The organism is Sphingobacterium sp. NPDC055346 (assembly GCF_053645235.1).
The window spans coordinates 217,547-243,452 of sequence record NZ_JBSHMI010000009.1 but is presented as its reverse complement, the minus strand read 5'-3'; the positions used below and the strand labels follow the sequence as shown (position 1 = coordinate 243,452).

Genomic DNA, 25,906 nt, shown 5'->3' with positions numbered 1-25,906 from the left:
ATCCTGGTTCAAAAACCCCAATCCCCCTAATCCCATTGCTTCCCAAAATCCCAAGGCCATCTTAATTACTTGGATATTTTATGATTCGAAAGCCAAGGAAATATTCATAGTAATTCAAGAAATATAATTCCCTCAATGTACTGTTCACCCTTTCCTTTTGATTTCGGTATGAACCTCCTCTGATTGTTGTAGTTAACGTAGCATTTTGGGCTGGATCAACAACAGCGTTTATACTATAAGCCCTTGCTTCGTCTAAGCAATACTCTATTACATTTCCATAAATATCATAGATTCCCCAAGGATTTGGTTTCAACAAGCCTACCTCTTTTAATTTATTACCGGAATTTCCAGCATACCAGGCATATTCTGCAAGTTCACTTTCATGACCAGCAAAGGTTTCATGATCTTCCAGAAAGAAATAATCAGCTTTGGAACCTGCCCTTGCAGCATATTCCCATTGCGCTTCGGTAGGGAGATCTCCTCCTGCCCACAGTGCATATGCCCGAGCTCCGGCCCAAGTCACATAATTGACCGGTAGGTTTTCTTTCCCTGGGACAACCTGCCATTGACCATTGCTTTCAATAAAAAAATCATAATTATGAATCCATCTAACGCCTGGATTATTGGGATTTTGGACGTTCACACTGTTTAGGTCGGCATTTACATCCTTGAGGAATTCAAGGTATTGCGCGAGGGTAATCTCATATTTGCTCATCAGGAAATCTCTGGTCAGGGCTACCTGATGTGCAGGGTAAACACTTGCTGTTGTTCCAGGTTCGGTAGCCCCCGAACCCATGGTAAAGGTTCCGGCAGGGATATGGACGAATTCCAAACCTTTTGACCGAGCTATGATTTCACCGGCATCAACCTGCCAATCCATCGCTGAGACCCTTTTGACCTCGACCGAACCAAAGTTGATCGTGACCTGGTATTCATATTGCTTACCGGACTCAAAAATAACTCCTGTTGGAATGGCATATTTTAACACCCTATCTCCTACGTTGAACTGAAATTGCTTTTGGCCATCATTAAACGGGTCATACATGATAGCTTCCCGCTGCGTCCCAAGTCTAATGTCGGAGCTGTTTAACAAAAAAATTGAATTTATGTAAATTTGGAATCTCCAACCACTGGAGAATCCCACAAGGCTTATTTCGACGTCTCCTAAATCCTCAGCGCTCAACCCTTGGCCAGGCACTAGCGTGAATTTTAGCTTACTGTTCCTATGCTGTAAACTTATTGGACCAATAGGATTGCTCTTGTCGACATTGACCATTTTGATATCGATCAGGTCCAGTTTTGCCTGATCGAGCTGATTGCTAAAGTCCATCATAAGTTCGCCATTTGAAACCTGCTGATAGGGACTGTACAGGAAGAAATCAATAGCACTGCCATCGCGGGGGTAGATTATCGGCGTCCCTCCATCAGCCGGAAGCAGCTCTCCAGATTCATATATATACTTCCGGTTGTTCACCAGTGGACTATTCAGGTCCGTTGATCCTGCCGGGAGGACATAGACCCCAAATTCCTGTCCCTCGACAGGGGTAGCAGCGTTCATCGCCGTGATACTGCTTGGTTTTGCCAGGACAAGTTTAAGTTCCTTGTCCTCGGATGGAATCGCTATTCCATCGTCGCGCCTGCAGGAAAACAACAGCAGGAGCATGCAAAGTAATGGATAGATTATTTGATTTCTTTTAAACATAATATTGGTTTGGCTATCAAAGGATTGATAATTCAAGTTAATCGAAAAGAATCGATAGGCTAATATATTAATTATTAATAAACAATAAAATGTTTATTGAGAAATTTAGTTATTGAATGGGAAATATTTATTGTTTTTAGGATTATTGAGAATATCTCTGATTAGATGCAGGATGTTCAGTCCGACGTGGGCGGAAAAAAGCAAACCGGCGAGACCAAAAGTATCACGGGTTTTATTGGCGAACAGTTTCTTAACCTTCGGTTAAGAATGACAAATTTTTAGGGAGAAGAATCGGTACGCCAATTTTATTTAGACCCTGACATCCATTATCTTTGATAATGGACCTGTACGCCATTCAAACCTATAATATATTCAAAAACAGGATGCGGGCTTATGCAATAAGCCCCTACAGTCCTGGGGAATTTCCAGTGTTATATTGCCAAAATGATCTTGGTCCATCCTCCCATCCTTTCCATCCTGGTTCAAAAAACTACGCCCCTCCTTCCTTTCGTTAAAAAATGTTAACAAATCCTTCTTTGTGTACGAAATAAAATCCGACTGCGTTATAGTATTAAAGAAAAGCAAAAGAGTAAAAGAGTATATAATTTCATAATTTAGGTTAATAATTGGTTTGGTAAAAATCCTGAGCTTCCCCAGCTCAGGATTTTTTATTAAAATGGCTTTTAAGTCCCCTGAATATGGTCTGATGTTCGATTCAATTTCCTATTTTTGATATCCCCATAAAAGAAAGAAGGAAATCATGACAAATAAAGAGATAGCTAAGGTTTTTAAATTGTGTTCGCAATTGATGGAATTGTACAACGAGAATCCATTTAGGACAAAAGCAATGGCCTCGGCATCTTTTCGGATCGATAAATTACCTTTTGCGGCGAGCCAATCTGATCTTGAAACCCTAAGTGAACAACCTAATATCGGTAAGAGTACTGCTGAAAAGATCATGCAAGTCATTACTTCGGGTACTTTTCCAGACTTGGACAAACTCCTTGCAAAAACCCCAGAGGGTATTTTGGAAATGCTTAAAATCAAAGGCCTTGGACCAAAGAAAATACAGGTTATCTGGAATGACCTGGAAATTGAATCGGTCGGAGAGCTATACTATGCATGTAATGAAAACAGGCTGATTGAAGCCAAAGGTTTCGGTCTGAAAACTCAGGAGGACATTAAAAAAGCTATTGAATTTTCGATCGCCAATCAAGGTTGGTTCTTATTTGCCAAGGTTATGCCATCGGCGCTCGAAGTCATACAACATTTTGAGAAAGCATTACCCCTAGCTCCCCTCAGTGTTACTGGAGACTACCGCAGGAAATCTGAAGTTTTGCAACAGGTGCAAATATTGATCGCTGCGGAACCAACGGCAATTCATCAAGCGATTAAAAGCTTAGAATATGAGTTTGACATCAATAAAGAAAACCAAAGAATCAGTTTCAAGGACCAAAATGGAATTCCATTTGAAGTATTGTCCTGCAAAGCAGAGCAATTTGCCAAGAACCTTTTGATCAGCACAGGTTCGGAGGAACACATCAAACAATTGGAAGAAATCGGCGAGCTCCAGAATTTGGAATCGGAAAATGAGATCTATAAATCTTTAGGATTGGAATATATAGAACCTGAATTGAGGGAAAGTGGAAATGTGATCGAACTGGCAAGGGCCAATAAACTACCCAAGCTCATCACCTACGCAGACCTTCAAGGATCATTGCACAACCACTCGACCTATAGTGATGGTGTTCATTCTTTGAAAGATATGGCCTTGTATTGCAAGGAAGAATTAGGATTGGAATATTTAGGGATTTGCGATCACTCCAAGACAGCAGTTTATGCCAATGGCTTGAGTCTGGAAAGACTGGAACAGCAATGGCTTGAAATTGATGAATTGAATAAAAAATTAGCTCCCTTCAAAATCTTCAAGGGTATTGAGTCAGACATCCTTTCAGATGGATCTTTGGACTATCCAGACGAAGTCTTGGCTAAGTTTGATTTTGTGGTGGCCTCCATCCATAGTAATTTAAAAATGGACCAGGACAAAGCAACTGATCGTATTGTTAAGGCCATTGAAAATCCATATACCACAATTTTAGGTCACCCAACAGGACGATTATTATTATCTAGAGCGGGTTATCCTTTGGACTTCAAAAAGGTAATCGATGCCTGTGCTGCCAATAAGGTCGTTATTGAAATAAACGCCAATCCATTGAGACTGGATCTAGACTGGAGATGGCATCAATATGCACTAGAGAAAGGCGTGCTTTTATCCATCAATCCAGATGCCCACAGAAAAGAAGGCTTTTTGGATATGGAATATGGAGTTTATGTTGGCCGAAAAGGCGGTTTGACCAAAGAGATGTGCTTAAATGCCTTTGATCTTCAAAAAATCGAAGAATATTTCAACAACAGGAAGAAACATTAAAACCTACTTTATAAGACCGATATGATAAGAACAAAATCAATTTTCCTCGGCATGTTATTATGTGCTGCAAGCTATACAGCAGAAGCACAATTGATGAAGGCCAAGGAATTATATAGCAAAGCCGATTCATTACGTGGAGAATTGACTGCATTGCGCACCTGCTATGATATCCAATACTACCATTTGGACGTTAAAGTTGATATTGATAATAAGTTTATTTCAGGGAGCAACCTGTTTAAGTTTGAAGCTGTTGAACGTTTCAATAAATTACAGTTTGACCTATTTGATAACCTTTCCGTAGACAAAGTGGAGTATAAAGGCAAGACCCTTCCTTTTACTAGAGAATACAATGCGGTATTTGTTGATTTTCCAGAGTATATAGAAAAAGGAAAGGTTGATTCTTTTACGGTTCATTATTCTGGAAATCCTATTCAGGCGACCAGAGCTCCATGGGACGGGGGTTTTGACTGGAAGAAAGACAGTAATGGGAAACCTTGGGTAGCCACAGCTTGTCAAGGCTTGGGTGCTAGCGTTTGGTGGCCAAACAAAGACCACCAATCAGATGAAGTGAAAAGCATGTTGATTTCCGTGGCAGTTCCCAATGGGGTCATGAATGTGTCCAACGGAAGATTGGTCAAGACGGAAAAACTGAAAAATGGATATACCAAATACCATTGGAAGGTTGAAAATCCGATCAACAATTATAATGTGGCGCTTAATATTGGGGACTACACCCATTATAAGGAAACATATGCTGGAGAAAAAGGCCCGCTATCTGTTGATTATTATGTCTTAAAAGAAAATGCTGGTAAGATCGACCACCTAAAAAAGAATGCGAATGAGACATTAAAGTCATTCGAGCATTGGTTTGGACCCTATCCTTTTTATGAGGACGGCTATAAGCTGGTTGAAACAGCACATTTAGGCATGGAGCACCAGAGTGCAGTTGCCTATGGCAATAAATACCAAAATGGATATTTAGGCAGAGATGGATCGAGAACCGGCTGGGGATTGAAATGGGACTTTATAGTGGTCCATGAATCGGGACATGAGTGGTTTGGAAACAACATCACCTCGAAGGATCTTGCCGATATGTGGATCCATGAGAGTTTCACCAATTATTCAGAAGCCCTATTCATTGATTTCTTTTATGGAAAGGAAGCCAGCCAAGCCTATGTTAATGGCAACCGTCGAGGAATCCAAAACGATAGTCCTATCCAAGGACCATACAACGTAAATAAAGAAGGTTCAGGGGATATGTACAACAAGGGTGGTGTATTGCACAACATGATCCGGACCATGATCGATGATGACGACAAATGGCGGAATATCCTACGCGGATTAAATAAGAAATTTTACCATCAGACGGTTGATTATGGCGATATCGTAGAATATATGAGCAAAGAGTCTGGCATCAACCTCGATAAAACCTTTGAACAGTTTGTACAGACGAAAAGTATCCCAACTTTAGAGGTCATTGAGAATAGTCCAGGTGTCTTTATGATCCGTTGGATATCAGCAGTAAAAGACTTTCAGATGCCGGTCCATATCTTTGATAAAGACGGAAAAAGATTGAGAATAGACCCTACAGACAAATTTAAGGTGATGAGGTTGGATGGATTAACGAAGGAGAACTTTAAGGTGGATACTTATAATTATTATATTGGCACTACAATACAATAAAATAAGCCTAATTTCGTTCACAATATCATATTTAAAAATTTGAATATTTTCGTCGACAAAAGATGTTTTTTTATAAGTAATGCTTTCATAAAAAACCATTTTTTTTCATTAGGTTTGCAATTAAATTACAAATAATACTTACACATCTAAATGGGGCTTTTTAATTGGTTTACGCAAGAAGTTGCAATAGACTTGGGAACAGCTAACACCCTAATCATTCACAATGATAAAGTAGTAGTAGATGAACCCTCAATTGTAGCATTTGACCGCACAACAAATAAGGTGATCGCAATCGGTCGTCAGGCAATGCAAATGGAGGGTAAAACTCACGACAATATAAAAACGGTAAGACCATTGCGTGATGGTGTGATAGCAGATTTTACAGCTGCTGAGCATTTAATCCGCGGTATGGTTAAGCTTATCAACAAAGGTAAGAGCTGGTTTTTCCCATCCTTACGTATGGTGGTTTGTATTCCCTCGGGCATAACAGAGGTCGAGAAACGTGCTGTTCGTGATTCGGCAGAGATTGCTGGAGCGAAGGAGGTTTACTTGATCCATGAACCTATGGCAGCTGCTGTGGGTATCGGTATCGATGTGGAAGAACCTGTAGGAAACATGATCATTGATATCGGTGGAGGTACCACTGAAATTGCCGTGATTGCCCTTTCGGGAATTGTTTGTGACCAATCTATCCGTGTTGCGGGAGATAACTTCGATTCAGACATTGTTCAATATATTCGTCGTCAGCATAATATTATGATTGGAGACCGTACAGCGGAGAAAATCAAGATTGAAGTTGGCGCAGCATTACCAGAATTAACAGATCCACCTGAGGATTTCGCGGTTCAAGGTCGTGACCTAATGACTGGTATCCCTAAACAGATCACTGTATCCTATACGGAGATTGCGCACTGTTTAGACAAGTCAATTTCTAAAATTGAGGAAGCTATCTTAAAAGCATTGGAGATCACTCCTCCAGAACTATCTGCTGATATCTATCAAACAGGTATCTATCTGACAGGTGGTGGTGCTTTACTTCGTGGATTGGACAAACGTATTCAAGCGAAAACAAAACTTCCTGTTCACGTTGCGGAAGACCCACTTCGTGCAGTAGTTAGAGGAACTGGGATTGCACTTAAAAACATCGGACGATTTAAGTTCTTAATGCAATAACAAATAATTAAAAAAATTTATGATTACGCGATATAACGTTCCTATAATGTTATATCGCGTAACTATTAAAAGAGAACAATAATGAAGAACCTTTGGCTTTTCTTGGTTAGATATAATGCCTTTTTTTGGTTTATTCTCTTTTTTGTTGCCTCTCTCCTATTAGTTGTCCAAAACAACAGGTACCAACGCTCAGCCTTCATCAATTCTTCAAACGTAGTCGTAGGATCTTTTTACGATAAGTTGAATTCTTGGAAAAGTTATTTGGCTTTGGAAGAAACCAATAAAAACCTGGCGCTGGAAAACTCTGAACTTAGAAAACAACTCCAACACTATTTGTTGACCGACACCTTGGATTCTGTACAGATCAATGATTCCATCGATATGAACAGGTACCAGTTCACGATGGCAGAGGTCGTTAACAACAGTGTACACCAGAAAAGTAATTTCATTACGATCAATAAAGGCTCATTGGCAGGCATTCAGAAAGGATTAGGTGTCATCACTTCCAATGGTGTTGTCGGTATTGTCCTGAATGTATCAGCACATTTTAGTACCATTCAATCTTTATTGCATCCAGATACCCGGGTTTCAGTGACCATGGATACCACAAATGTCTTTGGATCTTTGGTCTGGGGAAATACAACCGACCCGCAGTTTGCCATTGTCAAGGATATCCCAAACCATCTTAAAGTCCAAAAAGGACAAAAGATCTACACGTCAGGGTTTTCCCTGTTTCCGAAAGGTATTGAAATTGGATCGGTGGAAGAAACTGGTATAAGTTCAGGAGGCTCCTTCCTGGACATCAAGATTAAATTGAGGACGAATTTCAGCAATCTAAACCATGTGTATGTGGTGAAGGATCTGCTGGAGAATGAAAAAAATGAATTGGAAGCCGTAACGGAGGATAATGATGGGTAAGGTGATAATTTTCAATATTATTCGATTTATTGTATTGATCGCGATGCAAGTTGTATTGTTCAAGAATATTGGATATTATAACTTAGCGACTCCTTTTCCGTATATCCTGATCATCTTTTTGTTACCCATCGGTACACCAAACTTTGTATTGTATGTATTGGCCTTCCTAACAGGACTAACCGTAGATGCCTTTTATGATTCGATAGGTGTGCATGCTGCAGCCTGCGTAGCCCTGACCTGGTATAGGATATTTTTCCATAGAATTACCTTGGACGTTGATGTTCAGGATTCCTTTGAAACTCCTTCATTAGGCAATATGGGCGCCAAATGGTTCCTTTCCTATATTTCTATCGGAACGTTGATCCACCATTTCGTTCTTCTGCATGTAGAATATTTTAGTTTCTCAAACTATTTAAGCACACTACTGAGCATATTACTAAGCAGTATTTTTACTATCTTGTTAATCATATTGATTAGTATACTTATTTACAAAAGAAAATCTCGCTTATTAAGTAATTAATAATTACGGTCTTATTCTCATGAACAATAGTTATTTCAACCGTAAGTTCGTTATCCAAGGAATCTTCATTGCTATTGCACTCGTTATTGTAGCAAGACTCTTCTATATACAGGTCATCGACGACAAATACCTTCTATCAGCCAACAACAACGTCATGCGGAAAAAGATCATCTATCCCGCACGAGGTGTTATTTTAGACCGGAATGGTAAAGTCTTGGTCCAGAATGAACCTGTTTATGATATCATGGTTACCCCTAGGGAAGTCAAGGATCTGGACACCCTATTGCTATGTGACCTATTAGGGATCGACACGGTTGATTTCAATGTTCGGATGAGAAAGGCGAAAGCACATTCTCCCTATCGGGCATCACAATTTATGAAGCAGGTTTCATCGACTGTCTATGCCAAATTTCAGGAACACCTGTATAAGTTCAGGGGTTTCTACCCTCTGAACCGTACCGTTCGTAGTTATCCTGATAGTATTGCCGCGCAGTTTTTGGGTTATATCCAGGAGGTGAATGAAAGAGATATTGAAAAATCGAATGGCTTTTATCGCCCTGGAGATTATATTGGAGCATCTGGAGTAGAACGTGCCTATGAAGAACTTTTGAGGGGTAAACGTGGGGTGGAAAACCAAATGGTTGATGCCTTGAACAGACCTCAGGGTAGTTTTATGGATGGTAAATATGACACTCTTGCTGTTACAGGGGATGGACTTGTTTCTTCCTTGGACAAAGACCTTCAGATATTGGCTGAAAAGCTGATGAAAAACAAACTAGGTTCTGTGGTTGCCATCGAGCCTTCCACGGGTGAGATCTTGAGTTTTGTAAGTAGTCCATCTTACAATCCAAATATGATGGTTGGACGTGAATTAGGAAACAATTACATGAAATTGTTGAATGATGAAACCAAACCTATGTTTATCCGTCCCATTCAAGCTTCTTATCCTCCGGGATCCGTTTTTAAAGTGGTTTCTGCTCTAACTGCCCAGCAAGCTGGTGTGATAAATGATCAGACTGTGTTTTATTGTCCAGGTGGATATCGCTATGGTGGTGGACGTGCGATAATGCGCTGTACTCACGTTGATGGTGCAACCGGACTGGTAAAATCCATCAAGATGTCCTGTAATACCTATTATGGGTATGTATATGCCAAAATGATCGACAGCAGAGGTATGAGCGGTCCGAAAGCCTATGACCTCTGGAAGGAAGCATTGGGAAAATTTGGTCTCGGCCATAAATTGGGGATAGACCTTCCAGGCGAAAAACCGGGACTTGTACCTACATCAGACTTTTATACCAAAAGATATGGGAGCGGAAATTGGAGATCTAGTTTTAATATTTCCCTCTCTATCGGTCAAGGTGAACTAGGGATCACACCATTGCAAATGGCCAACATCATGGCCATTGTGGCAAATCGAGGATTCTATTACCGCCCGCACCTCATTAAGGGAATTGGCGAAAAGCAGATCGTGAAGGAAGAATTTACAGAGAAGATCTCTGCTGGTGTTGATGCCAGACACTATGAGCCTGTCATTGAGGGAATGAGCCAAGCAGTGAACCAGGGTGGTACCGGCGCGGCCTCAAGAATAGCTGGAATTGAGATGTGCGGAAAAACGGGTACCGTTCAGAACCCACATGGTGAAAACCACGCCGTATTCTTTGCTTTTGCACCAAGGGATAATCCTAAAATCGCCATTGCGGTTTTCGTAGAGAATGCTGGTTATGGAGGGACATGGGCGGCTCCGATCGCGAGTATGATGGTTGAAAAATACCTGAAGGATACCATCTCCTTGCCTAAATATATTCAGGACAGGATCTATAATGGTAACTTAATGCCGAAGCCAAAAGTGAAGAAAGAGGAAAGCATCAAAAAGGACAGTACTAAGAATAACAATAAACCACAAACGGTACGTACCGCAGCAGTAGACCCAAAGAAAAAAACGGAATCTGCGGTATTAGTGCACCATAGCCAAGTGAGGAGAAACCATGAATAACCTACATAAGAAAAGTTTTTTCGGTAGAATTGATTGGTTGACCATTGGATTGTGGTTGGCTTTATGTTTGATCGGTTGGTTCAATATCCACGCTGCGGTATACGATGCTGAGAATCCAGGTTTATTTAATCTGGCGACCAACTACGGAAAGCAATCCATTTATATCTTTACGGCACTGATCATTGGTATCTGTATCCTGATTATTGATTCCCGATTTTTCATATCCTCGGCCCCTATTATCTATATCATCGTCATTCTGCTTTTGGTGGCTGTATTGGTGGTTGGTCGAAATGTTGGGGGTAACCAGGCATGGATACCTTTAGGTAGTTTTAGGTTGCAACCTTCTGAGTTTGGAAAGTTGGCAACCTGTCTATTGTTGGCCTACTACCTCAGTAACCAGACGAACAAAAACCCCAATATGAAGACCTTGTTCATAGGTGCATGTATTGTATTGTTTCCTGTTGCTTTGGTTATGTTGCAACCTGATACGGGTTCTGCCTTGGCTTTCTTTGCCTTGATCTTTGTGTTCTACAGGGAAGGTTATGTGAGCACTGGATTATTGATCATTGGTGGATTGGCGATTTTCTTGTTCGTCTTGGCATTATTGGTCAATCAATGGATCCTGATCGGTATATTGGCCTTGGTCTGCGGATTTTTCGCCTTTATGATGCGCAAAAAACGAAAGAACCTGATCAATATGGCGATCCTATTTGTAGTTTCCAGTGTGTATGTGCTCTGCGTGGACTTCGCTTATGAGCAAATCCTACAACCGCACCAAAGAAACCGCATCGACATTATCTTGGGCAAAATGGATGACCCCAAAGGTCAAGGTTATAACCTGAACCAATCGATGATTGCCATTGGTTCCGGTCAGCTTTTTGGAAAGGGCTATCTCCAAGGTACCCAAACAAAATATAACTTTGTGCCAGAACAAAGTACCGACTTTATTTTCTGTACGGTGGGTGAAGAATGGGGTTTTGTAGGTTCTGTGGTACTGATTTCGATCTATGTCGCCTTGCTAGTAAGACTTGTGAATATTGCGGAAAGACAACGTACCGCCTTCGCAAGGATCTATGCATACGGGGTAGCTTCTATCCTATTCTTCCACTTCTTTATCAATATCGGAATGACCATCGGAATCGTCCCTGTAATTGGTATCCCATTGCCTTTTATTAGTTATGGAGGATCCTCATTATGGTCCTTTACCATATTGTTGTTTATTCTGTTGAAGTTTGATTCGACAAGGAAAGGGACGGGGTAGCTTATATTCTCTCTAACACCAATCTTATTGCCTTATCAACAATTTCTTGGGGATTGTTACTAAAAGATTCACTCACTCGACTGGCAAGTATTGCGTTGATGGAGATGGCATGGTGACCAAACATATTACTGAGCGCATAGATCCCCGCAGTTTCCATTTCTAGATTGGTGATGTTTCTTCCTGAAATTTCAAAACTGTTGGCATTCTTGATGAGGTCCGGATAGATATTGTTGGACCTTACATTCCTGCCCTGGGGGCCATAGAAACCTGGGGCTGTCATGGTTATTCCCTTTGGAAGGTCGAATGCAAATTGATCCAAAAGCTTTTGGGACGCCCGGCCTACATAGGGTTTGAATGTTAGGCTATCAAAGTGCTTGACTACGGCATCCTGCAATTGGACTTCGGGCTCGGTATAAGGTTTTCTATAGTATTGCATTAAGGTATCGAATCCTATTGCAAATTCGGAAGCTAATACGGTACCCATGGAAATATTCCCTTGGATAGACCCGGAGGTTCCAATTCGGATAATATCTAAGGATTTGATTTCAGGCTTTAGGGTTTTGGTCTGGAAATCGACATTGACCAAAGCATCCAATTCATTCAGGACGATATCAATGTTATCTGTTCCAATCCCTGTAGAAATAACGGTGATCCTTTTTCCCTTGACGGAACCAGTATGGGTAATAAATTCTCGTCTTCCTTTTTTGATCTCGATATCATCGAAGTATTTGGAAACTTCGGGAACACGGTCAGGATCTCCGACGAAAATTACAGTATCAGCAATATCAGATGGCAATAAATTCAAATGGTAAATACTTCCATCGGAATTAATAATTAGTTCAGAATCGTTAATCATATGGTTCGCAAGTAATTGATCTCTACCCCCTCAATCTTCTCCATTCTCCCGATCACTTCATTTACCTGTAATTTACGGATTTCGAAGGTAATTTTACAATTCGTATCAAAATCTTGACTCAAAACGACTAGATCTGTTTCCTTAACAATCCGCATGACATCATTCATCTGTAGGTAATCGAACTTCAATTCGTAGACATCATTTACGGTCTTTTCCACGACTTCTGCTTCTGCAAGGGCTTCTTGGGTTGCTGTTTTATAGGCATTGATCAAGCCTGGAACTCCCAATAAGGTTCCTCCAAAATAACGAACGACCACCACCAAAATATTTGTGACATCCATGGAGAGCAAAACATTCAATATAGGTCTCCCTGCAGTCCCTGAGGGTTCTCCATCGTCATTTACCCGGAACACTGCACGGTCTGGGCTAAGCCGATAGGCATAACAATGGTGGCGGGCTTTGGGGTGCATGGATTTCAATTCAGCGATAATATCCTTAAGCTTACTTTCGTCCTTGATGGGATAGGCATAGGCGATAAACTTGCTTCCCTTGTCCCTAAAAATTCCTTCTGAAGGTGCTTCAATAGTTTGGTATGTATCTTCGAATAAACTCACAGCAATGCAATTAATAAAACTGAAATAATGGCCAAAAATAGCCCAATTTTATTGTAAACGCTAAGTTTCTCCTGAAATAGTATCACTCCTGCCATCGCTCCCACCGCAATCACGCCAATATTCATCCCTGTGAAAACTAGGGATGGACTATCAGGCAGTGCTTTGTGTGCTTTCATGTAAAAGACTATGTTTCCAAAATTAAAAACGCCTAAAATAGCGCCGTAAAGGAGGGATTTTTTGTCAAAGTCCTGTTTTTTGACAAATAGGAGGTAAACTAGAAAGAGCAATGCAAATCCTAAAGCCAGGGTAAATACTATCCAAAGGGAGGACATGTAGGTTATCTGGCTGTTTAAGGCTATCTTCTTGAAAAGAATATCAATGATACCCATCCCGAAGAACACCAACAAAGGGTATATCCAAATTTGCTTTCCCTGAACTCGATCATTCTTATTCCAACCTATAGAAAACACGATAGCAACCAATCCTACTGCGATACCAATAAACTTATTGGCTGCAAATTCTTCATTCATCCAGAAATAGGCTGCTAACAATGGAATAAATAGGGATAATCGCTGAGCAACCTCCGTTTTGACAATTCCTCCATAACGGATTGAAAGGGCCAGACATATGAATATAAAGGGTAAAAGGAACCCCAAAGGAACATAGATAGCCCAAGGAAGGTTGGAAGTCCAAGGAACAATTTGGGGTTTCAGCACCAGATAGGTTAGGAAAAGTGCAATGGGATAATTCCAGACCAGGAGTTGTAAGTAGTTCACTCCACGCTGTCTGGCCAATTTGATAATGATGGCAACAGTCACTGAACAGAGAACCGAAATGAGGATATAATGCATTTTTGTACTATTCTTCGAAATGCTACAAATATATCCTTTTCTAGATAGCAAATAGAGTAGGAAAAGGATCAATCAAGCATTGAGAAATCAGAAATTGCTTCAAAACATCATTTTTTTGAATGAGAAATGAGCTGATTTTTGTTAAATTTTTAAATATTTTTTTTACCATTTTTTAGCGCTATTTTTTGGTGTATTTTATGCTTTTTTTTAGACGAATTTTATAAGTCAAAATTTTAACAAAACCACATTAATTTGTCTTTAAGGCATATTTAATAATTTAGATAGACATATTATTCATAATTTACGACTATTTTTTCGGCTATTTTTATCGTAAATTTTAATGTATATTTACGTTATTTTTGATTAGTTTTTATTGCATAAAACAATATTTTTTAAAAAATATTTTGCACTTAAATAAAGAAGCTCTATATTTGAAAACAAATAAACGGGAAATGAACATACAATATACATACACCAACTTTTGGTTCTTTTATTTTAAAGATAAGAGCTGGGACTAGTATATGGTATTTAGAAAATATTGAAGGGTCCCAGCTGAAAAGTTTGGGACCTTTTTTTTGACAAAAAAGTAAAGCATAATAAAGATAATGAGTGAGAAAATAAAGATTGCCATCCAAGGAGTAAAAGCTTCATTTCATGAGGAAGCTGCCTATAAATATTTCGGCAAGGACATAGAAACGCTTGAATGTTCATCATTTAAGAAAACATGTGACCTCCTGAAGCAAGGAAAAGCAGACTATGTCGTGATGGCGATTGAAAATTCAATTGCTGGAAGCATTCTACCTAATTACAATCTTTTAAGGGACTACCGCTTTCATATCATCGGCGAAGTTCATCTTAATATCCAACAGCATCTTTTGGCATTGCCTGGAGTTAAAATTTCAGATGTACAATTTGTCGAGTCCCACCCTATTGCCATTAGGCAGTGTGATGAGTTCCTAAGTGATCACCCTGAGTGGACCATCAAGGAAGGAATGGATACGGCAGCTTGTGCCAAAAAGATCTTGGATGAGAAATTGACCCATACCGCCGCTATCGCAAGTGAAGCCGCCGCAAAACTGTATGGTTTGGAGATCTTGGAAAAGAGAATTGAAACCAATAAAAAGAATTCTACTCGCTTCCTGATCCTTTCAAACGAATTAGAAGAGCAGAAAAATGCTAACAAAGCTTCATTATCTTTCCAGACTTCCCATGCTATTGGTGCATTAGCGATGGTCTTACAATGCTTTGCTGAACAAAATGTCAACCTGAGCAAAATACAATCCATGCCCGTAGTCGGCAGAAGAAATGAATATGATTTCTATGTGGATGTTGAATGGAAAAAACAAGCTGACTATGATGCTGCCATCCGTAAGGTCCTGAAGCACACCGTGAACTTCAGCATCATGGGTGAATACCTGAAAAACGAAAAGATCTAAATCAAAAAATAATTTAACAAGTAAATAATCAAACTAAAATACAATGAAACATTCATTAGACATTCTCCCTTTAAAATCTTGGTTGGATACAGGGGATAAACCTTTAATCATTGCCGGACCATGTAGTGCTGAGACAGAAGAGCAAGTGGTATCTACAGCACATTTATTAGCCAACACTGGAAAAGTGAATGTTTTGCGTGCAGGTATCTGGAAACCTCGTACTAGACCAGGAGAATTCGAAGGAATTGGCAGCATCGGTTTGGAATGGATGAAGAGAGCTAAAGAAGAAACCGGCTTGTTGACCGCAACAGAAGTAGCTACGGCAAAACATGTTGAGGAAGCATTGGCCGCTGGAATTGATATTTTGTGGATTGGTGCTCGTTCTACTGCGAACCCATTTACAGTTCAAGAGATTGCAGATGCATTACAAGGTGTTGATGTTCCTGTATTGATTAAAAACCCAGTGAATCCAGACCTTTCTCTATGGATTGGTGCATTGGAACGCGTAAATAGAGCTGGAATCAAGAAATTAGCTGCTATCCACCGTGGATTCTCTTCTTTCGAAAAGACAGCTTTCCGTAATGAACCAATGTGGGATATCGCTATCCAATTGAAAGCGATCGCTCCTGAATTGCCTATCATCAACGACCCTAGCCATATCTGCGGTAACCGTGAATTAATCCCTTACGTTACGCAAAAAGCAATGGATATGGATATGCAAGGTTTGATCATCGAGTCGCATATCGATCCTTCAGTTGCTTGGACAGATGCTAAACAACAAGTTACCCCTGCAGCTTTGTCTGAACTATTGGATAATGTAGCTGTTCGTAAGCCTGAATCTAACAATCCTGCATTCGAAGATAAATTAGCTGAATTGCGTGGACAGATCGATAAGTTGGATGACCAAATCATCAAACAGATCGCTGACCGTATGAAAATTGCTGAGAAAATCGGAGAGTTCAAAAGAGATAACAATGTAACGATCCTTCAGATCAACCGTTGGGATGAAATCGTTCAGAAACGTATTCAATTAGCGAAGGCCCTTAACCTAAGCGAAGAGTTTACTTCAAAATATTTAGAGTTGTTGCATAACGAATCGATTCGTAAGCAAAACGAGGTTATGAACACTAAACCGGTTGCGGAGGCTTAAGAATGACGGCGAAAAGCTTAATTTTAACCCACCCTTCGCAAGAAATTAAAGGCACGGTTCAACTTACTGGTTCAAAATCAGAGAGCAACCGTGCTCTTATTATCAGAGCATTAAGTAAAGGTGCTGTACGCGTTGAAAATCTATCTGAAGCAGCTGATACCGTAACTTTAAATGCTGCCCTGAACCAAGCTTCTAATCCTAATCCTGGAATCAACAGCATCGATATCGGTCCTGCAGGTACCGCAATGAGGTTCTTGACTTCTTACCTGAACTTGATCAAAGGAAACTTTATCTTAACGGGAACTGAACGGATGCAACTGAGACCTATCGGGATTCTCGTGGATGCCCTAAAGGACCTGGGTGCTGATATCCATTATGAAAACAAGGCGGGTTATCCTCCATTAAAAATTGAAGGTGGAATGATTCAAGGCAAAGAGCAAATTTCAATTCAAGGTAATATCAGTAGCCAGTATATTTCTTCGCTATTGCTGATCGCTCCTTCCTTAAAGAAAGGTTTGACCATTGATATTATAGGCGAATTGACTTCTAGGCCGTATGTAACCATGACTTTGGAAATGCTAAAGGAATGTGGAATCCAATACAATTTTGAAGATAATAAAATCCAAATTGCTAAACAGGATTTTTCTGAGTCAGTGATCTATGTTGAACCAGATTGGAGCGCAGCGTCATATTGGTACTCTATCGTTGCTCTTTCCCAAAACGGGGAAATTGTGTTGCCTGGATTAAAAGAACATAGTTTGCAAGGCGACATGGCAATCGTTGAAATCATGACGCATTTTGGAGTGGAGTCAAGCTTTGAAAAAGATGGTCTCCATTTGAAAAAAGTGGACAGCAAGTCTGAAAAATCTTTATTCGACTTTAAAGAATGTCCTGATCTAGCTCAAACAGTTGTCGTTATTGCTTCAGCTTTAAAAAAGGACGTTTCATTTACAGGGTTAGAAACCTTGAAAATCAAGGAAACAGATAGAATCCTTGCCTTACAGACTGAAATCGGTAAGTTCGGAGCAAAACTGATCGCAGATGGTGAAACTTATCACTTGAAGACCGCTGATGTACAAGATCCAGGAAACCTTACTATTGCAACCTATGAAGACCACCGCATGGCAATGGCTTTTGCTCCACTGGCATTAGTATTCAATCAAGTTACCATTGAAGAACCTATCGTGGTTGAAAAATCATATCCTATGTTTTGGCAGCATCTAGAAGAACATGGCTTCCAAATCACTGAAAAATAATATTATTATAAGCTAAGCAATTTTCATATCTATTTTTATATATTTACGGGCATTATCGAATTATGGCAGGAAATACTTTTGGAGATTTATTTAAGATAAGCACTTTCGGGGAATCACATGGAAAGGCAATTGGGGTGATAGTGGATGGATGCCCAGCGCTGGTTGAAATTGATGAAGAATTCATTCAATCAGAATTGGACAAACGCCGCCCTGGCCAATCCAAGATCACAACCCAAAGAAAAGAAAGCGATACTGCACAAATTCTATCCGGTACTTTTGAGGGAAAATCTACAGGCACGCCCATTGCCATCGTAATTCCAAATGAAGACCAACGTTCTAAGGACTATTCTCACATTCAAGATAAATTCAGACCCTCTCACGCAGATTTCACTTATCAAATGAAATACGGCATCCGCGATTACCGTGGTGGTGGTCGGTCATCAGCAAGAGAAACTGCAGCTCGTGTAGCAGCAGGAGCAATTGCAAAATTATTCTTGAAACAATACGGAATCGAAATAATTGCCCATGTTTCTGCCGTAGGGAATATCCAGGCTCCTAATCTGGAGCTAAATGATTTAAATGGATTGTTGGAAACCAGGGAGAGCAATATCGTAAGGTGTGCTGACCCTGCCAGTGCTTCCGAAATGGAAGAATTCATCAATCAAGTCCGTAAAAATGGAGACACAGTTGGCGGTGTTATTTCCACTGTCATCAGAAAGGTTCCAGTCGGACTTGGAGAGCCAGTATTCGACAAACTTCATGCAGACCTAGCCAAGGCAATGATGAGTATTAATGCTGTTCATGGCTTTGAATACGGATCGGGATTTGAAGGTTCAAAAATGTTAGGCTCAGAGCACAACGACATCTTTGTAAAGGAAGATAATCAAGTAAAAACATTAACCAATTTTTCAGGAGGTATTCAAGGAGGCATTTCTAATGGAATGGATATTACTTTCCGCACTGCATTTAAACCTGTTGCTACGATCATGCGTGATCAGAACACAATAAATGAAGAAGGAAACGAAACAACCATTTCAGGAAAGGGACGCCATGACCCTTGTGTTGTACCTCGTGCAGTTATTATCGTGGAAGCCATGGCTGCCCTTGTAATAGCTGACCATTTATTAAAATATAAGGCCTATTTAAAGAATGCAGAATAGCAATTATATTCTTTCATGTGATATTGGCGGGACACATATCACTTCAGCGATCGTTGAGAAGGATTCTTGGAGAATTCTTAACGAAACCATTACCCGTTCGCATGTAAATTCATTGGAAAATGCTAAATCGATTTTTCTTGACTGGACCACCAACATGAAATCCTGCCTAGAAAAAACTGATTTAGAAGTAGTTAACATTGGAATTGCTGCACCAGGCCCCTTTGATTACGATAAGGGAATTGCCCTCATGAAGGGTCAATCAAAATACGATAGTATTTATAATATCAAAGTTACTGAGCCTATTTTAGAAGGACTTGGTCAACAAGATTTCAAAATTCTATACATCAATGACGCTGCTGCCTTTCTACAAGGCGAGGTCTTTGGATGTGGATTAGACCATAAAGATAGGATTTTAGGAATTACTTTGGGAACAGGTTTAGGGAGCGCAGTTTGGAGTCAGGGAGAGAAAGCATTCGATGCTGATCTTTGGGATACGGTCTATAAGGACTCTATCTTTGAAGAATACCTGGTAACAAGATGGTTTGTAAAGCGATTTGAGGAATTAGCTGGATTTAAGGAAAGCGGATTAAGGGAGATCCTTGAAAAACATGCTGAAACCAAAGAAGTAACTCAATTGCTTTCAGAATATCAGGGACACTTATTGCGTTTTATGGAGTTTTTTAGCCAAAAGCATGATTGCAAGTCATTTGTAATTGGCGGGAACATTGTAAAGGCTTGGGACCGTATTTTTCCAGACAAATCTGTTCTGGAAGGATTTGAGGTTCAGATTGGTCAATACCAAGAGCATGCTGCGATTATCGGAGCGGCATCCCTATTCTCAAACGGTATATAATATTCAGGAACATTTCCTCCTAGAAGATAGGAGGAAATGTTGTTGGATTACTGTCAGACATCATTTGATAAGCCGTTTCCACGACATCATCAACAGCTGGTTTAGTAAAATAGTCACCATCAGAACCGTAAGGCGGACGATGAGCTTTTGCAGTCAAGGTTTTAGGTTGTCCATCCAAATGGTAATAACCACCTTGTTTTTCCAATATTTCATGGGTGATATAAGAAGAGGCTCCTCCAGGGAAATCTTCATCCACCACTAATAATCTATTTGTTTTCTTTAAGGATTCAACAGAAATCTTGTCTCTATCGAACGGTTGCAAACATTGAGCATCAATGATTTCTATGGAAACACCCAATTTATCCAATTCCAAAACAGCTTCTTGCACAATCCTAAGGGTTGATCCATAAGACACTACCGTAATATCAGCACCTTCCCTTATCTTTTCAGCTTTCCCAATCGGAACGGTAAATTCACTGATATTGACCGGCATTTTCTCTTTCAATCTATAACCATTCAGACATTCTACCACTACTGCAGGTTCATCGGATCTAAGAAGCGTATTATACATTCCAGCAGCTTGGGTCATGTTCCTTGGCACACAGATATGCATTCCTCTCAAACCGCCCAAAAGCACTGACATCGGTGATCCAGAATGCCAAATACCTTCCAATCGATGACCACGGGTCCTTACGATCAAAGGAGCTCTTTGCCTTCCTTTTGTTCTATAACTCAAACTCGCTAAATCATCGCTGAGAACAGGCATTGCGTAAATCAGATAATCCAAATATTGAATTTCAGCAATAGGCCTAAAGCCACGAACAGCTAAGCCTATCCCCTTTCCAATTATTGCAGACTCCCGAATTCCGGTATCGAAGATCCTCTGGCTCCCAAATTCTTCTTGCAAGCCTGCGAATCCTTGATTTACATCACCAATCTTACCAACATCTTCTCCGAATGCCAACAGTCGCGCATCTTTATCAAAATTAGCTTTGAAGCAAGCATTCAGTACCTCACGACCATCCACTATAGGAGAATCCTGATCAAATTCAGCAGGAACGGTTTCCACTAACAGTGGAGAATATTTAGTATCAACGAATAGCTTATCGTTGAATCGATCATGGTTAATTTTCTGTTTTTCGCGAAACCAGGATATCAATTCTTCTTTCCCTAAAACATCCACTCCACGAAGCTCCCTAATGACGCGTCTGACATTTACATAAACCTCCTTAAGAGAAGGCTCTGTAGTTGACAACAAGGTTTTTAAAGGTATTTCTGCAGCATGATGATTGATCCCTTCCAACTTAGCAATAGCTTCCTGTAGGTCCACCTGCAGCGTTTTTCTATAATCTGCCCAGGCACGTTTCTGTTCTTTCCTCACAAAATCCTTTGCTTCCGAATCGAGAGCTGCCAATTCTTCCTCGGTAGCCATTCCAGAATCTATCAACCAATCCCGCATTTTCTTATTGCAATCAAACTCGGTTTCCCATTCCAATCGTTCATGGCTTTTATAGCGTTCATGCGATCCGGAGGTGGAGTGACCTTGCGGTTGGGTCATTTCGACAACATGCACCAGGCAAGGTTTACTGTTGTTTCTGGCAAAATCCGCAGCTTTCTCATATACCTCGCAGAGACCGGCATAATCCCAGCCTTTCACGCGAAATATTTCAAATCCAGGACCTGCTTCATCCTCCTGAAAACCTCTCAGCAGAGCAGAGATATCACCTTTGGTGGTTTGGATTTCATTAGGAACGGAGATTCCATAACCGTCATCCCAAATGGAGATCACGACAGGCAGTTGCTTCACACCGGCAGCATTCACCGTTTCCCAAAACACCCCTTCCGAGGTCGCGGCGTTTCCTATCGTACAGAAAACCACCTCTTGTCCATCATTGCTAAACTTATCTTTATGGGAGAGATTAGGATTGTTTTTATAAAGTTTCGATGCCAATCCTAAACCTAGGATCCTTGACATCTGTCCACCGGTGGTGGAAATATCAGAAAAGCAGTTAACCTGCTTGGTTTGGTCGATCCACTCACCGTCCTCATTCAGAAGAGGCGTGGCAAAGTGGGCCACCATTTGTCTTCCCGCAGAAGATGGATCCGCTTCTACATCAGGATTAGCATACAATTGCGAAAAGAAATTATAGACATTGCTGATCCCTAGGGCGAACGCCAAAGTTTGGTCCCTATAATACCCTGATCGCCAATCCCCAGGCTTAAAAACCTTGGATAGAGCAATCTGAGCCAATTCCTTACCATCTCCGAAAATTCCAAATTTAGCTTTGCCTGTAAGCACTTCCTTTCTTCCCAATAGACTGACAAATCGGCTTTGAGTGGCTAGTTTATAATCTTCTATGAGTACCTGGCGGAATTCCTCGTAGCTTATTTTTGATGTATTATATTGCACTGATCGTGTCGTATTTGATTCTGACATTAAAGTGGTTCCTTTTTTAACAAAAATAAGAAAATAAACGAGTTTATCTTACCCTAATTGTCCTTTAAATCCCATCATTTTTGAATAAAACACTTTACATTAAGACAATAATCCTTACTTTTAGCCGTATTTTCAAAGGACTTATGAGTAACATACATTTTTTTGATGCTAATGCGGGATCCGGGAATTTAGGAGATCTTGAAAAAACACTAGTCATTAACAACCTGCTAACAATCCCTTTAGAAAAGAGGAACAATGATTGGGTAGCGGAGTTTATCGATAATATTGCTGAAGCAAACCTAGCGGTATCCGAACCAGAGATCATCATGAGTACGGAGGGCTTCCCCTATTTCAACCTTCGTTCGGTAGAACCGGGAGAGAACTTCCAAGCCTATGTAATTAAGAATAAATTAGGCAACCTTTTACAGAATGGTTTTGGGGTGGCATTGAATACCAGGAAAGAAAATCCTGACTGGATGTTCAGCTATGGAGATTTATTGAACTATGCCTTGCGCCATGAGTTTTATACCGACGAGCACCATTTCTCGATAAACAACCAAGATTTTGTAATCGGCAGTGATGAAGAGCTTTTGGTCGGACAACCAGCCCAAGAGATTTTACCTGATTATGCACGTCGTCAGATCCGCGAATTCCTACAGTATTCAGGAGTGAAGAACCCGATGGTCATGTTGATCGCTAGAAATTATACGGATGAAGAGAAGGTCACACAAGATCTTGTATTCAACATCACTCCAAAAAACTTTTCGAACGAAAAAGAGTACAAACAAGCGATGAATACCATTTCTTGGTTTTTACCAAAACACTACTCCTTGGTTGGCTTAGAAACAGAATCCGTGGATTCTGGTTTCCAACCATTATAATATTGATGGTGAAGGCAGGGATACCCTACCTTCACCTTTTACCAGACTCAGAATTTACAAATTACTACATCTAGATTTTGCCCCTTCCAAGGCAAGATCCAATATTTTTAACTATGTTTTTATTTAATGTTAGGGTTTATGGCATAATGATCAACGAACGTAATGAAGTTTTGATTAGCGATGAACGAACGGAGAATGTATCCTTCACTAAATTCCCTGGTGGCGGGTTGGAATATGGAGAAGGATTGATCGATGCATTAAAAAGAGAATATCTGGAAGAAACCGGGATGGAAGTTGAGGTCATCAAGCATATTTACACCACAGACTTCTATGAAAAATCAAGTTTTAATGATAGTCAAATTATTTCCATATACTATCAAGTAGAGCAAAAAAACAGCGTAGAATTAAACATTAGGACAAAATCTTTCGACTTTACCGAAAAATCCCTAGAAGGAAAACTACAAGCGTTTAGGTTAATTCCTTTAAACGAACTGCAAGAAAATGACTTAACATTTAAAACTGACCAGGTTGCGTGGGTTGAATTTTTAAAAAGTACAGATAAAATTCAATTATAATATAAATGTTGCAACTTTTATTTGATTTTATAATAAAAGGTTTTTACTTTTACAGTGGGTCTTGGAGATAGACTGAAGTCTAGTCTAAGATCTATGTTTTGAAAACACCTAGTTCTATAGGGTTTTATTAATAGTTAGTGTGATTTTAAGGCGATACTCCCCGTATCGCCTTATTTATTTATACCCCCCACACATCCTTTACTGAGCTACTTCTCCCCTAGAATCATTAAACCTTGTTACAAGAACCCAAATAAGCCTCTGGGGACACAAAAAAAGCCTTATCCATTAAATGATAAAGCTTTTTGAAAACCTTTAAAGTTTTTTAACCCGAAACTGTCTTTTTTACTTTCCTTTTTAGAACACTTTTTAATTCATTTTGGTTATTTAATCCAACATAAGGATTAGTCAAAACTAAGCGCTCCTTGAAGTTCAATGGTAGATCATTCAGGGATTTATCATCATCGATGATCAAGACTTCCTCCGGTTTTAATTTATGCCTGCTAATCCAATCAATTATCTCCGTTTTTCTACTGACCGTTGAGGTAATTATTTATAAACATACCTTGACTTGAACAGTCTTATATCCAATAACTATTCTGGACAATAGATTCCTCCAATTTCCCTTGTCAACTCTTCAAATTCTTGCAAAACAGAATAATCTGCCCACCTATCTCAACAGATAAGCCAATAATATCACTATTGCTCCGCCGATGATAATGATCCATTTATTGATCCCACCACCATGAGCACCCTCTTGGCTCTTAAATTTATAGTCCCTTTTAAATTTATTATCGTCCATGTTTTCCTTTACTTTTAATATATGATGCTTTTAATATTCAATTTACATAAAATTACTCGTGATGATAGGGTTCACCTCTCATTATCGTATAGGCGCGATAGATCTGTTCCACAAAGAACAATCGGACCATCTGATGGGAGAAAGTCATCCTAGACAGCGATATCTTCGCATTGGCGCGCTGATAGACCGACTCATCAAAGCCATAAGGGCCACCGATCATAAAAACCAAATGTGTCACACTGGAAACCATTTGCTTCTCTAGAAACGCGGAAAACTCCACGGAGGTATATTCCTTTCCTCGTTCGTCCAGTAGGATGATAAAATCCTGGTTACTGCAATTCTTAAGCAATAGCTGAGCTTCTTTCTCTTTCTGCTGGCTTTCACTTAAGTTCTTGGATTTTTTGATATCAGGGATGGTCACAATCTGAAAGTTCACATAATGTTTCAACCTTTTTGTGTAGATCTCAATCCCCTTCACAATATGTTGGTCATCTGTCTTCCCGATACAGATCAGCGTAATTTTCATTGGCAATGAATTAATTGAATTACAAAAATAAGATATTAAGTCTGTTCCCGAGGGAGAAGCTCACAAAAAAAGCCTTTGATCCATGACCAAAGGCTCTTATTATAGAATTAAATAAAATTATTTATTTGCAACTAAGGTAATGTCGAAGTTGATTTCTTTAGAGATCAAATCATCAGATTTTCCTTCATAAGTTACACCCCAATCAGCTCTAGTGATGTTGAAATTAGCAGTAGCTTTCACTGCAGTTTCAGTAGATTCAACAACTTTTGCATCAAATGTAATGTTCTTGCTAACACCTTTGATAACTAAGTTACCAGAAATGTTCAGGTCTGCATCTGTCGCACCTGGTTTAACCTCAGTGATCGTGAAAGAAGCTTCAGGGAATTTTTCTGTTGCAAAGAAATCATCAGACTTCAAGTGTCCATCCAATTTTCCTTTGAACTCACCTTCTAGGTCAGTCGATCCAATTGTAGTCATATCCAATACTACATTAGCACCAGTTAATTTACCGTTATCAACGTTTACAGTACCAGATTTAACAGTTACTGTACCTGTATGTTTACCGGTAACCTTTGTACCCGTCCATACTACTTTGGATGCAGCTGTATCAACTGTATAGGCATCTCCAGTTACTTCAGTTTGTGTGATCGAAACTGAATCCTTGGTTTCAGCTTTTTTACCTTCTGGGTTTCCAGCGCATGAAGCCAATACTAATGCCGCAACTGCTGATAATAATGTGATTTTTTTCATCTGTGTGTTTGAACAATTAATTTGAGTACAAAATTATATAGACTTAGTAGATTATCCAATTCTGATTCCTTTTTTAACAAT

Annotated in this window: 23 protein-coding genes; 14 read left to right on the top strand and 9 right to left on the bottom strand. The window is 39.9% G+C overall.

Annotation, left to right across the window (positions count from 1 at the left end):
* Positions 1–61: 61 nt before the first annotated feature.
* Complete coding sequence (locus ACWICE_RS17955) at positions 62–1,702, bottom strand: SUMF1/EgtB/PvdO family nonheme iron enzyme (protein WP_454298925.1); 1,641 nt, start codon at positions 1,700–1,702, stop codon at positions 62–64.
* A gap of 760 nt (positions 1,703–2,462) precedes the next feature.
* Here ACWICE_RS17955 and ACWICE_RS17950 point away from each other — a divergent pair.
* The 7 genes from ACWICE_RS17950 to rodA all read left to right on the top strand — a co-directional run bounded on the left by ACWICE_RS17950 (position 2,463) and on the right by rodA (position 11,681).
* A complete protein-coding gene (locus ACWICE_RS17950) occupies positions 2,463–4,130 on the top strand; it encodes a helix-hairpin-helix domain-containing protein (protein WP_313261205.1) in 1,668 nt (555 codons plus the stop codon).
* A gap of 21 nt (positions 4,131–4,151) precedes the next feature.
* Entirely contained in the window at positions 4,152–5,813 is a 1,662-nt protein-coding gene (locus ACWICE_RS17945; RefSeq protein WP_454291247.1) for a M1 family metallopeptidase, read from the top strand.
* A gap of 150 nt (positions 5,814–5,963) precedes the next feature.
* Positions 5,964–6,986 (top strand): rod shape-determining protein, encoded by a 1,023-nt coding sequence (locus ACWICE_RS17940; protein WP_093098220.1) that lies wholly within the window; start codon positions 5,964–5,966, stop codon positions 6,984–6,986.
* 81 nt (positions 6,987–7,067) lie between these two features.
* Positions 7,068–7,904: a rod shape-determining protein MreC gene (gene mreC, locus ACWICE_RS17935; protein WP_185214001.1), complete on the top strand. Its 837-nt coding sequence runs from the start codon at positions 7,068–7,070 to the stop codon at positions 7,902–7,904.
* Complete coding sequence (gene mreD / locus ACWICE_RS17930) at positions 7,894–8,424, top strand: rod shape-determining protein MreD (protein WP_237219514.1); 531 nt, start codon at positions 7,894–7,896, stop codon at positions 8,422–8,424. The genes mreC and mreD overlap by 11 nt, the downstream gene beginning before the upstream one ends.
* A 19-nt stretch (positions 8,425–8,443) precedes the next feature.
* Positions 8,444–10,420, top strand: a complete 1,977-nt coding sequence (gene mrdA / locus ACWICE_RS17925) for a penicillin-binding protein 2 (RefSeq protein WP_185214002.1) — start codon at positions 8,444–8,446, stop codon at positions 10,418–10,420.
* The gene (gene rodA / locus ACWICE_RS17920) at positions 10,413–11,681 is read left to right on the top strand and encodes a rod shape-determining protein RodA (protein WP_185214003.1); all 1,269 of its coding nucleotides are present in this window, start codon (positions 10,413–10,415) and stop codon (positions 11,679–11,681) included. Before mrdA ends, rodA begins: the two co-directional genes overlap by 8 nt.
* 1 nt (position 11,682) lies before the next feature.
* Here the strand turns inward: rodA and ACWICE_RS17915 are convergent, their stop codons facing one another.
* The 3 genes from ACWICE_RS17915 to ACWICE_RS17905 are packed head-to-tail and all read right to left on the bottom strand — an operon-like array spanning position 11,683 to position 14,002.
* Positions 11,683–12,537 carry a nucleoside phosphorylase gene (locus ACWICE_RS17915; protein ID WP_454298924.1) on the bottom strand — a complete coding sequence of 285 codons (855 nt, stop codon included), beginning with the start codon at positions 12,535–12,537 and terminating at the stop codon, positions 11,683–11,685.
* Positions 12,534–13,151 carry an IMPACT family protein gene (locus tag ACWICE_RS17910; RefSeq protein ID WP_454298923.1) on the bottom strand — a complete coding sequence of 206 codons (618 nt, stop codon included), beginning with the start codon at positions 13,149–13,151 and terminating at the stop codon, positions 12,534–12,536. Before ACWICE_RS17910 ends, ACWICE_RS17915 begins: the two co-directional genes overlap by 4 nt.
* Positions 13,148–14,002, bottom strand: coding sequence for an EamA family transporter (locus tag ACWICE_RS17905; protein ID WP_454298922.1), 855 nt, complete (start codon positions 14,000–14,002; stop codon positions 13,148–13,150). Before ACWICE_RS17905 ends, ACWICE_RS17910 begins: the two co-directional genes overlap by 4 nt.
* A gap of 605 nt (positions 14,003–14,607) precedes the next feature.
* Here ACWICE_RS17905 and ACWICE_RS17900 point away from each other — a divergent pair.
* The 5 genes from ACWICE_RS17900 (at position 14,608) to ACWICE_RS17880 (ending at position 19,857) form a co-directional block, all read left to right on the top strand.
* Positions 14,608–15,438, top strand: a complete 831-nt coding sequence (locus tag ACWICE_RS17900) for a prephenate dehydratase (protein ID WP_185214007.1) — start codon at positions 14,608–14,610, stop codon at positions 15,436–15,438.
* Positions 15,439–15,481: 43 nt separating this feature from the next.
* Positions 15,482–16,588, top strand: coding sequence for a chorismate mutase (locus ACWICE_RS17895; RefSeq protein WP_185214008.1), 1,107 nt, complete (start codon positions 15,482–15,484; stop codon positions 16,586–16,588).
* 2 nt (positions 16,589–16,590) lie between these two features.
* Positions 16,591–17,844, top strand: coding sequence for a 3-phosphoshikimate 1-carboxyvinyltransferase (gene aroA / locus ACWICE_RS17890; protein WP_454298921.1), 1,254 nt, complete (start codon positions 16,591–16,593; stop codon positions 17,842–17,844).
* 62 nt (positions 17,845–17,906) lie between these two features.
* The gene (aroC, locus tag ACWICE_RS17885; protein ID WP_454298920.1) at positions 17,907–19,004 is read left to right on the top strand and encodes a chorismate synthase; all 1,098 of its coding nucleotides are present in this window, start codon (positions 17,907–17,909) and stop codon (positions 19,002–19,004) included.
* A complete protein-coding gene (locus ACWICE_RS17880) occupies positions 18,994–19,857 on the top strand; it encodes an ROK family protein (RefSeq protein ID WP_313261193.1) in 864 nt (287 codons plus the stop codon). Before aroC ends, ACWICE_RS17880 begins: the two co-directional genes overlap by 11 nt.
* A 19-nt stretch (positions 19,858–19,876) precedes the next feature.
* Here the strand turns inward: ACWICE_RS17880 and ACWICE_RS17875 are convergent, their stop codons facing one another.
* Complete coding sequence (locus ACWICE_RS17875; RefSeq protein ID WP_454298919.1) at positions 19,877–22,294, bottom strand: alpha-ketoacid dehydrogenase subunit alpha/beta; 2,418 nt, start codon at positions 22,292–22,294, stop codon at positions 19,877–19,879.
* Positions 22,295–22,437: 143 nt separating this feature from the next.
* Here ACWICE_RS17875 and ACWICE_RS17870 point away from each other — a divergent pair, with 143 nt between their 5' ends.
* Together ACWICE_RS17870 and ACWICE_RS17865 are read left to right on the top strand one after the other, a co-directional pair.
* A complete protein-coding gene (locus tag ACWICE_RS17870) occupies positions 22,438–23,175 on the top strand; it encodes a hypothetical protein (RefSeq protein ID WP_185217594.1) in 738 nt (245 codons plus the stop codon).
* A 113-nt stretch (positions 23,176–23,288) separates the two neighbouring features.
* Entirely contained in the window at positions 23,289–23,750 is a 462-nt protein-coding gene (locus tag ACWICE_RS17865; protein WP_254528076.1) for an NUDIX domain-containing protein, read from the top strand.
* A gap of 322 nt (positions 23,751–24,072) precedes the next feature.
* Here ACWICE_RS17865 and ACWICE_RS17860 read toward each other — a convergent pair whose 3' ends face one another.
* From ACWICE_RS17860 to ACWICE_RS17845, 4 genes are all read right to left on the bottom strand, one after another.
* Positions 24,073–24,297 (bottom strand): HAD domain-containing protein, encoded by a 225-nt coding sequence (locus ACWICE_RS17860; protein ID WP_454298927.1) that lies wholly within the window; start codon positions 24,295–24,297, stop codon positions 24,073–24,075.
* 120 nt (positions 24,298–24,417) lie between these two features.
* A complete protein-coding gene (locus tag ACWICE_RS17855; RefSeq protein WP_262890811.1) occupies positions 24,418–24,549 on the bottom strand; it encodes a hypothetical protein in 132 nt (43 codons plus the stop codon).
* Positions 24,550–24,601: 52 nt separating this feature from the next.
* On the bottom strand, positions 24,602–25,075 hold the full coding sequence (gene rlmH / locus ACWICE_RS17850; protein WP_454298918.1) for a 23S rRNA (pseudouridine(1915)-N(3))-methyltransferase RlmH: 474 nt from the start codon (positions 25,073–25,075) through the stop codon (positions 24,602–24,604).
* Positions 25,076–25,192: 117 nt separating this feature from the next.
* Complete coding sequence (locus tag ACWICE_RS17845) at positions 25,193–25,825, bottom strand: YceI family protein (RefSeq protein ID WP_185214016.1); 633 nt, start codon at positions 25,823–25,825, stop codon at positions 25,193–25,195.
* Positions 25,826–25,906 lie beyond the last annotated feature (81 nt).

Excerpts from the sequence above, each read along its gene's own strand:
- ACWICE_RS17955 (WP_454298925.1), bottom strand. The coding sequence starts at position 1,702 with ATGTTTAAAAGAAATCAAATAATCTATCCATTACTTTGCATGCTCCTG.
- ACWICE_RS17950 (WP_313261205.1), top strand. The coding sequence starts at position 2,463 with ATGACAAATAAAGAGATAGCTAAGGTTTTTAAATTGTGTTCGCAATTG.
- ACWICE_RS17945 (WP_454291247.1), top strand. The coding sequence starts at position 4,152 with ATGATAAGAACAAAATCAATTTTCCTCGGCATGTTATTATGTGCTGCA.
- ACWICE_RS17940 (WP_093098220.1), top strand. The coding sequence starts at position 5,964 with ATGGGGCTTTTTAATTGGTTTACGCAAGAAGTTGCAATAGACTTGGGA.
- mreC (WP_185214001.1), top strand. The coding sequence starts at position 7,068 with ATGAAGAACCTTTGGCTTTTCTTGGTTAGATATAATGCCTTTTTTTGG.
- mreD (WP_237219514.1), top strand. The coding sequence starts at position 7,894 with ATGATGGGTAAGGTGATAATTTTCAATATTATTCGATTTATTGTATTG.
- mrdA (WP_185214002.1), top strand. The coding sequence starts at position 8,444 with ATGAACAATAGTTATTTCAACCGTAAGTTCGTTATCCAAGGAATCTTC.
- rodA (WP_185214003.1), top strand. The coding sequence starts at position 10,413 with ATGAATAACCTACATAAGAAAAGTTTTTTCGGTAGAATTGATTGGTTG.
- ACWICE_RS17915 (WP_454298924.1), bottom strand. The coding sequence starts at position 12,537 with ATGATTAACGATTCTGAACTAATTATTAATTCCGATGGAAGTATTTAC.
- ACWICE_RS17905 (WP_454298922.1), bottom strand. The coding sequence starts at position 14,002 with ATGCATTATATCCTCATTTCGGTTCTCTGTTCAGTGACTGTTGCCATC.
- ACWICE_RS17900 (WP_185214007.1), top strand. The coding sequence starts at position 14,608 with ATGAGTGAGAAAATAAAGATTGCCATCCAAGGAGTAAAAGCTTCATTT.
- ACWICE_RS17895 (WP_185214008.1), top strand. The coding sequence starts at position 15,482 with ATGAAACATTCATTAGACATTCTCCCTTTAAAATCTTGGTTGGATACA.
- aroA (WP_454298921.1), top strand. The coding sequence starts at position 16,591 with ATGACGGCGAAAAGCTTAATTTTAACCCACCCTTCGCAAGAAATTAAA.
- aroC (WP_454298920.1), top strand. The coding sequence starts at position 17,907 with ATGGCAGGAAATACTTTTGGAGATTTATTTAAGATAAGCACTTTCGGG.
- ACWICE_RS17880 (WP_313261193.1), top strand. The coding sequence starts at position 18,994 with ATGCAGAATAGCAATTATATTCTTTCATGTGATATTGGCGGGACACAT.
- ACWICE_RS17875 (WP_454298919.1), bottom strand. The coding sequence starts at position 22,294 with ATGTCAGAATCAAATACGACACGATCAGTGCAATATAATACATCAAAA.
- ACWICE_RS17870 (WP_185217594.1), top strand. The coding sequence starts at position 22,438 with ATGAGTAACATACATTTTTTTGATGCTAATGCGGGATCCGGGAATTTA.
- ACWICE_RS17865 (WP_254528076.1), top strand. The coding sequence starts at position 23,289 with ATGTTTTTATTTAATGTTAGGGTTTATGGCATAATGATCAACGAACGT.
- ACWICE_RS17855 (WP_262890811.1), bottom strand. The coding sequence starts at position 24,549 with ATGGACGATAATAAATTTAAAAGGGACTATAAATTTAAGAGCCAAGAG.
- rlmH (WP_454298918.1), bottom strand. The coding sequence starts at position 25,075 with ATGAAAATTACGCTGATCTGTATCGGGAAGACAGATGACCAACATATT.
- ACWICE_RS17845 (WP_185214016.1), bottom strand. The coding sequence starts at position 25,825 with ATGAAAAAAATCACATTATTATCAGCAGTTGCGGCATTAGTATTGGCT.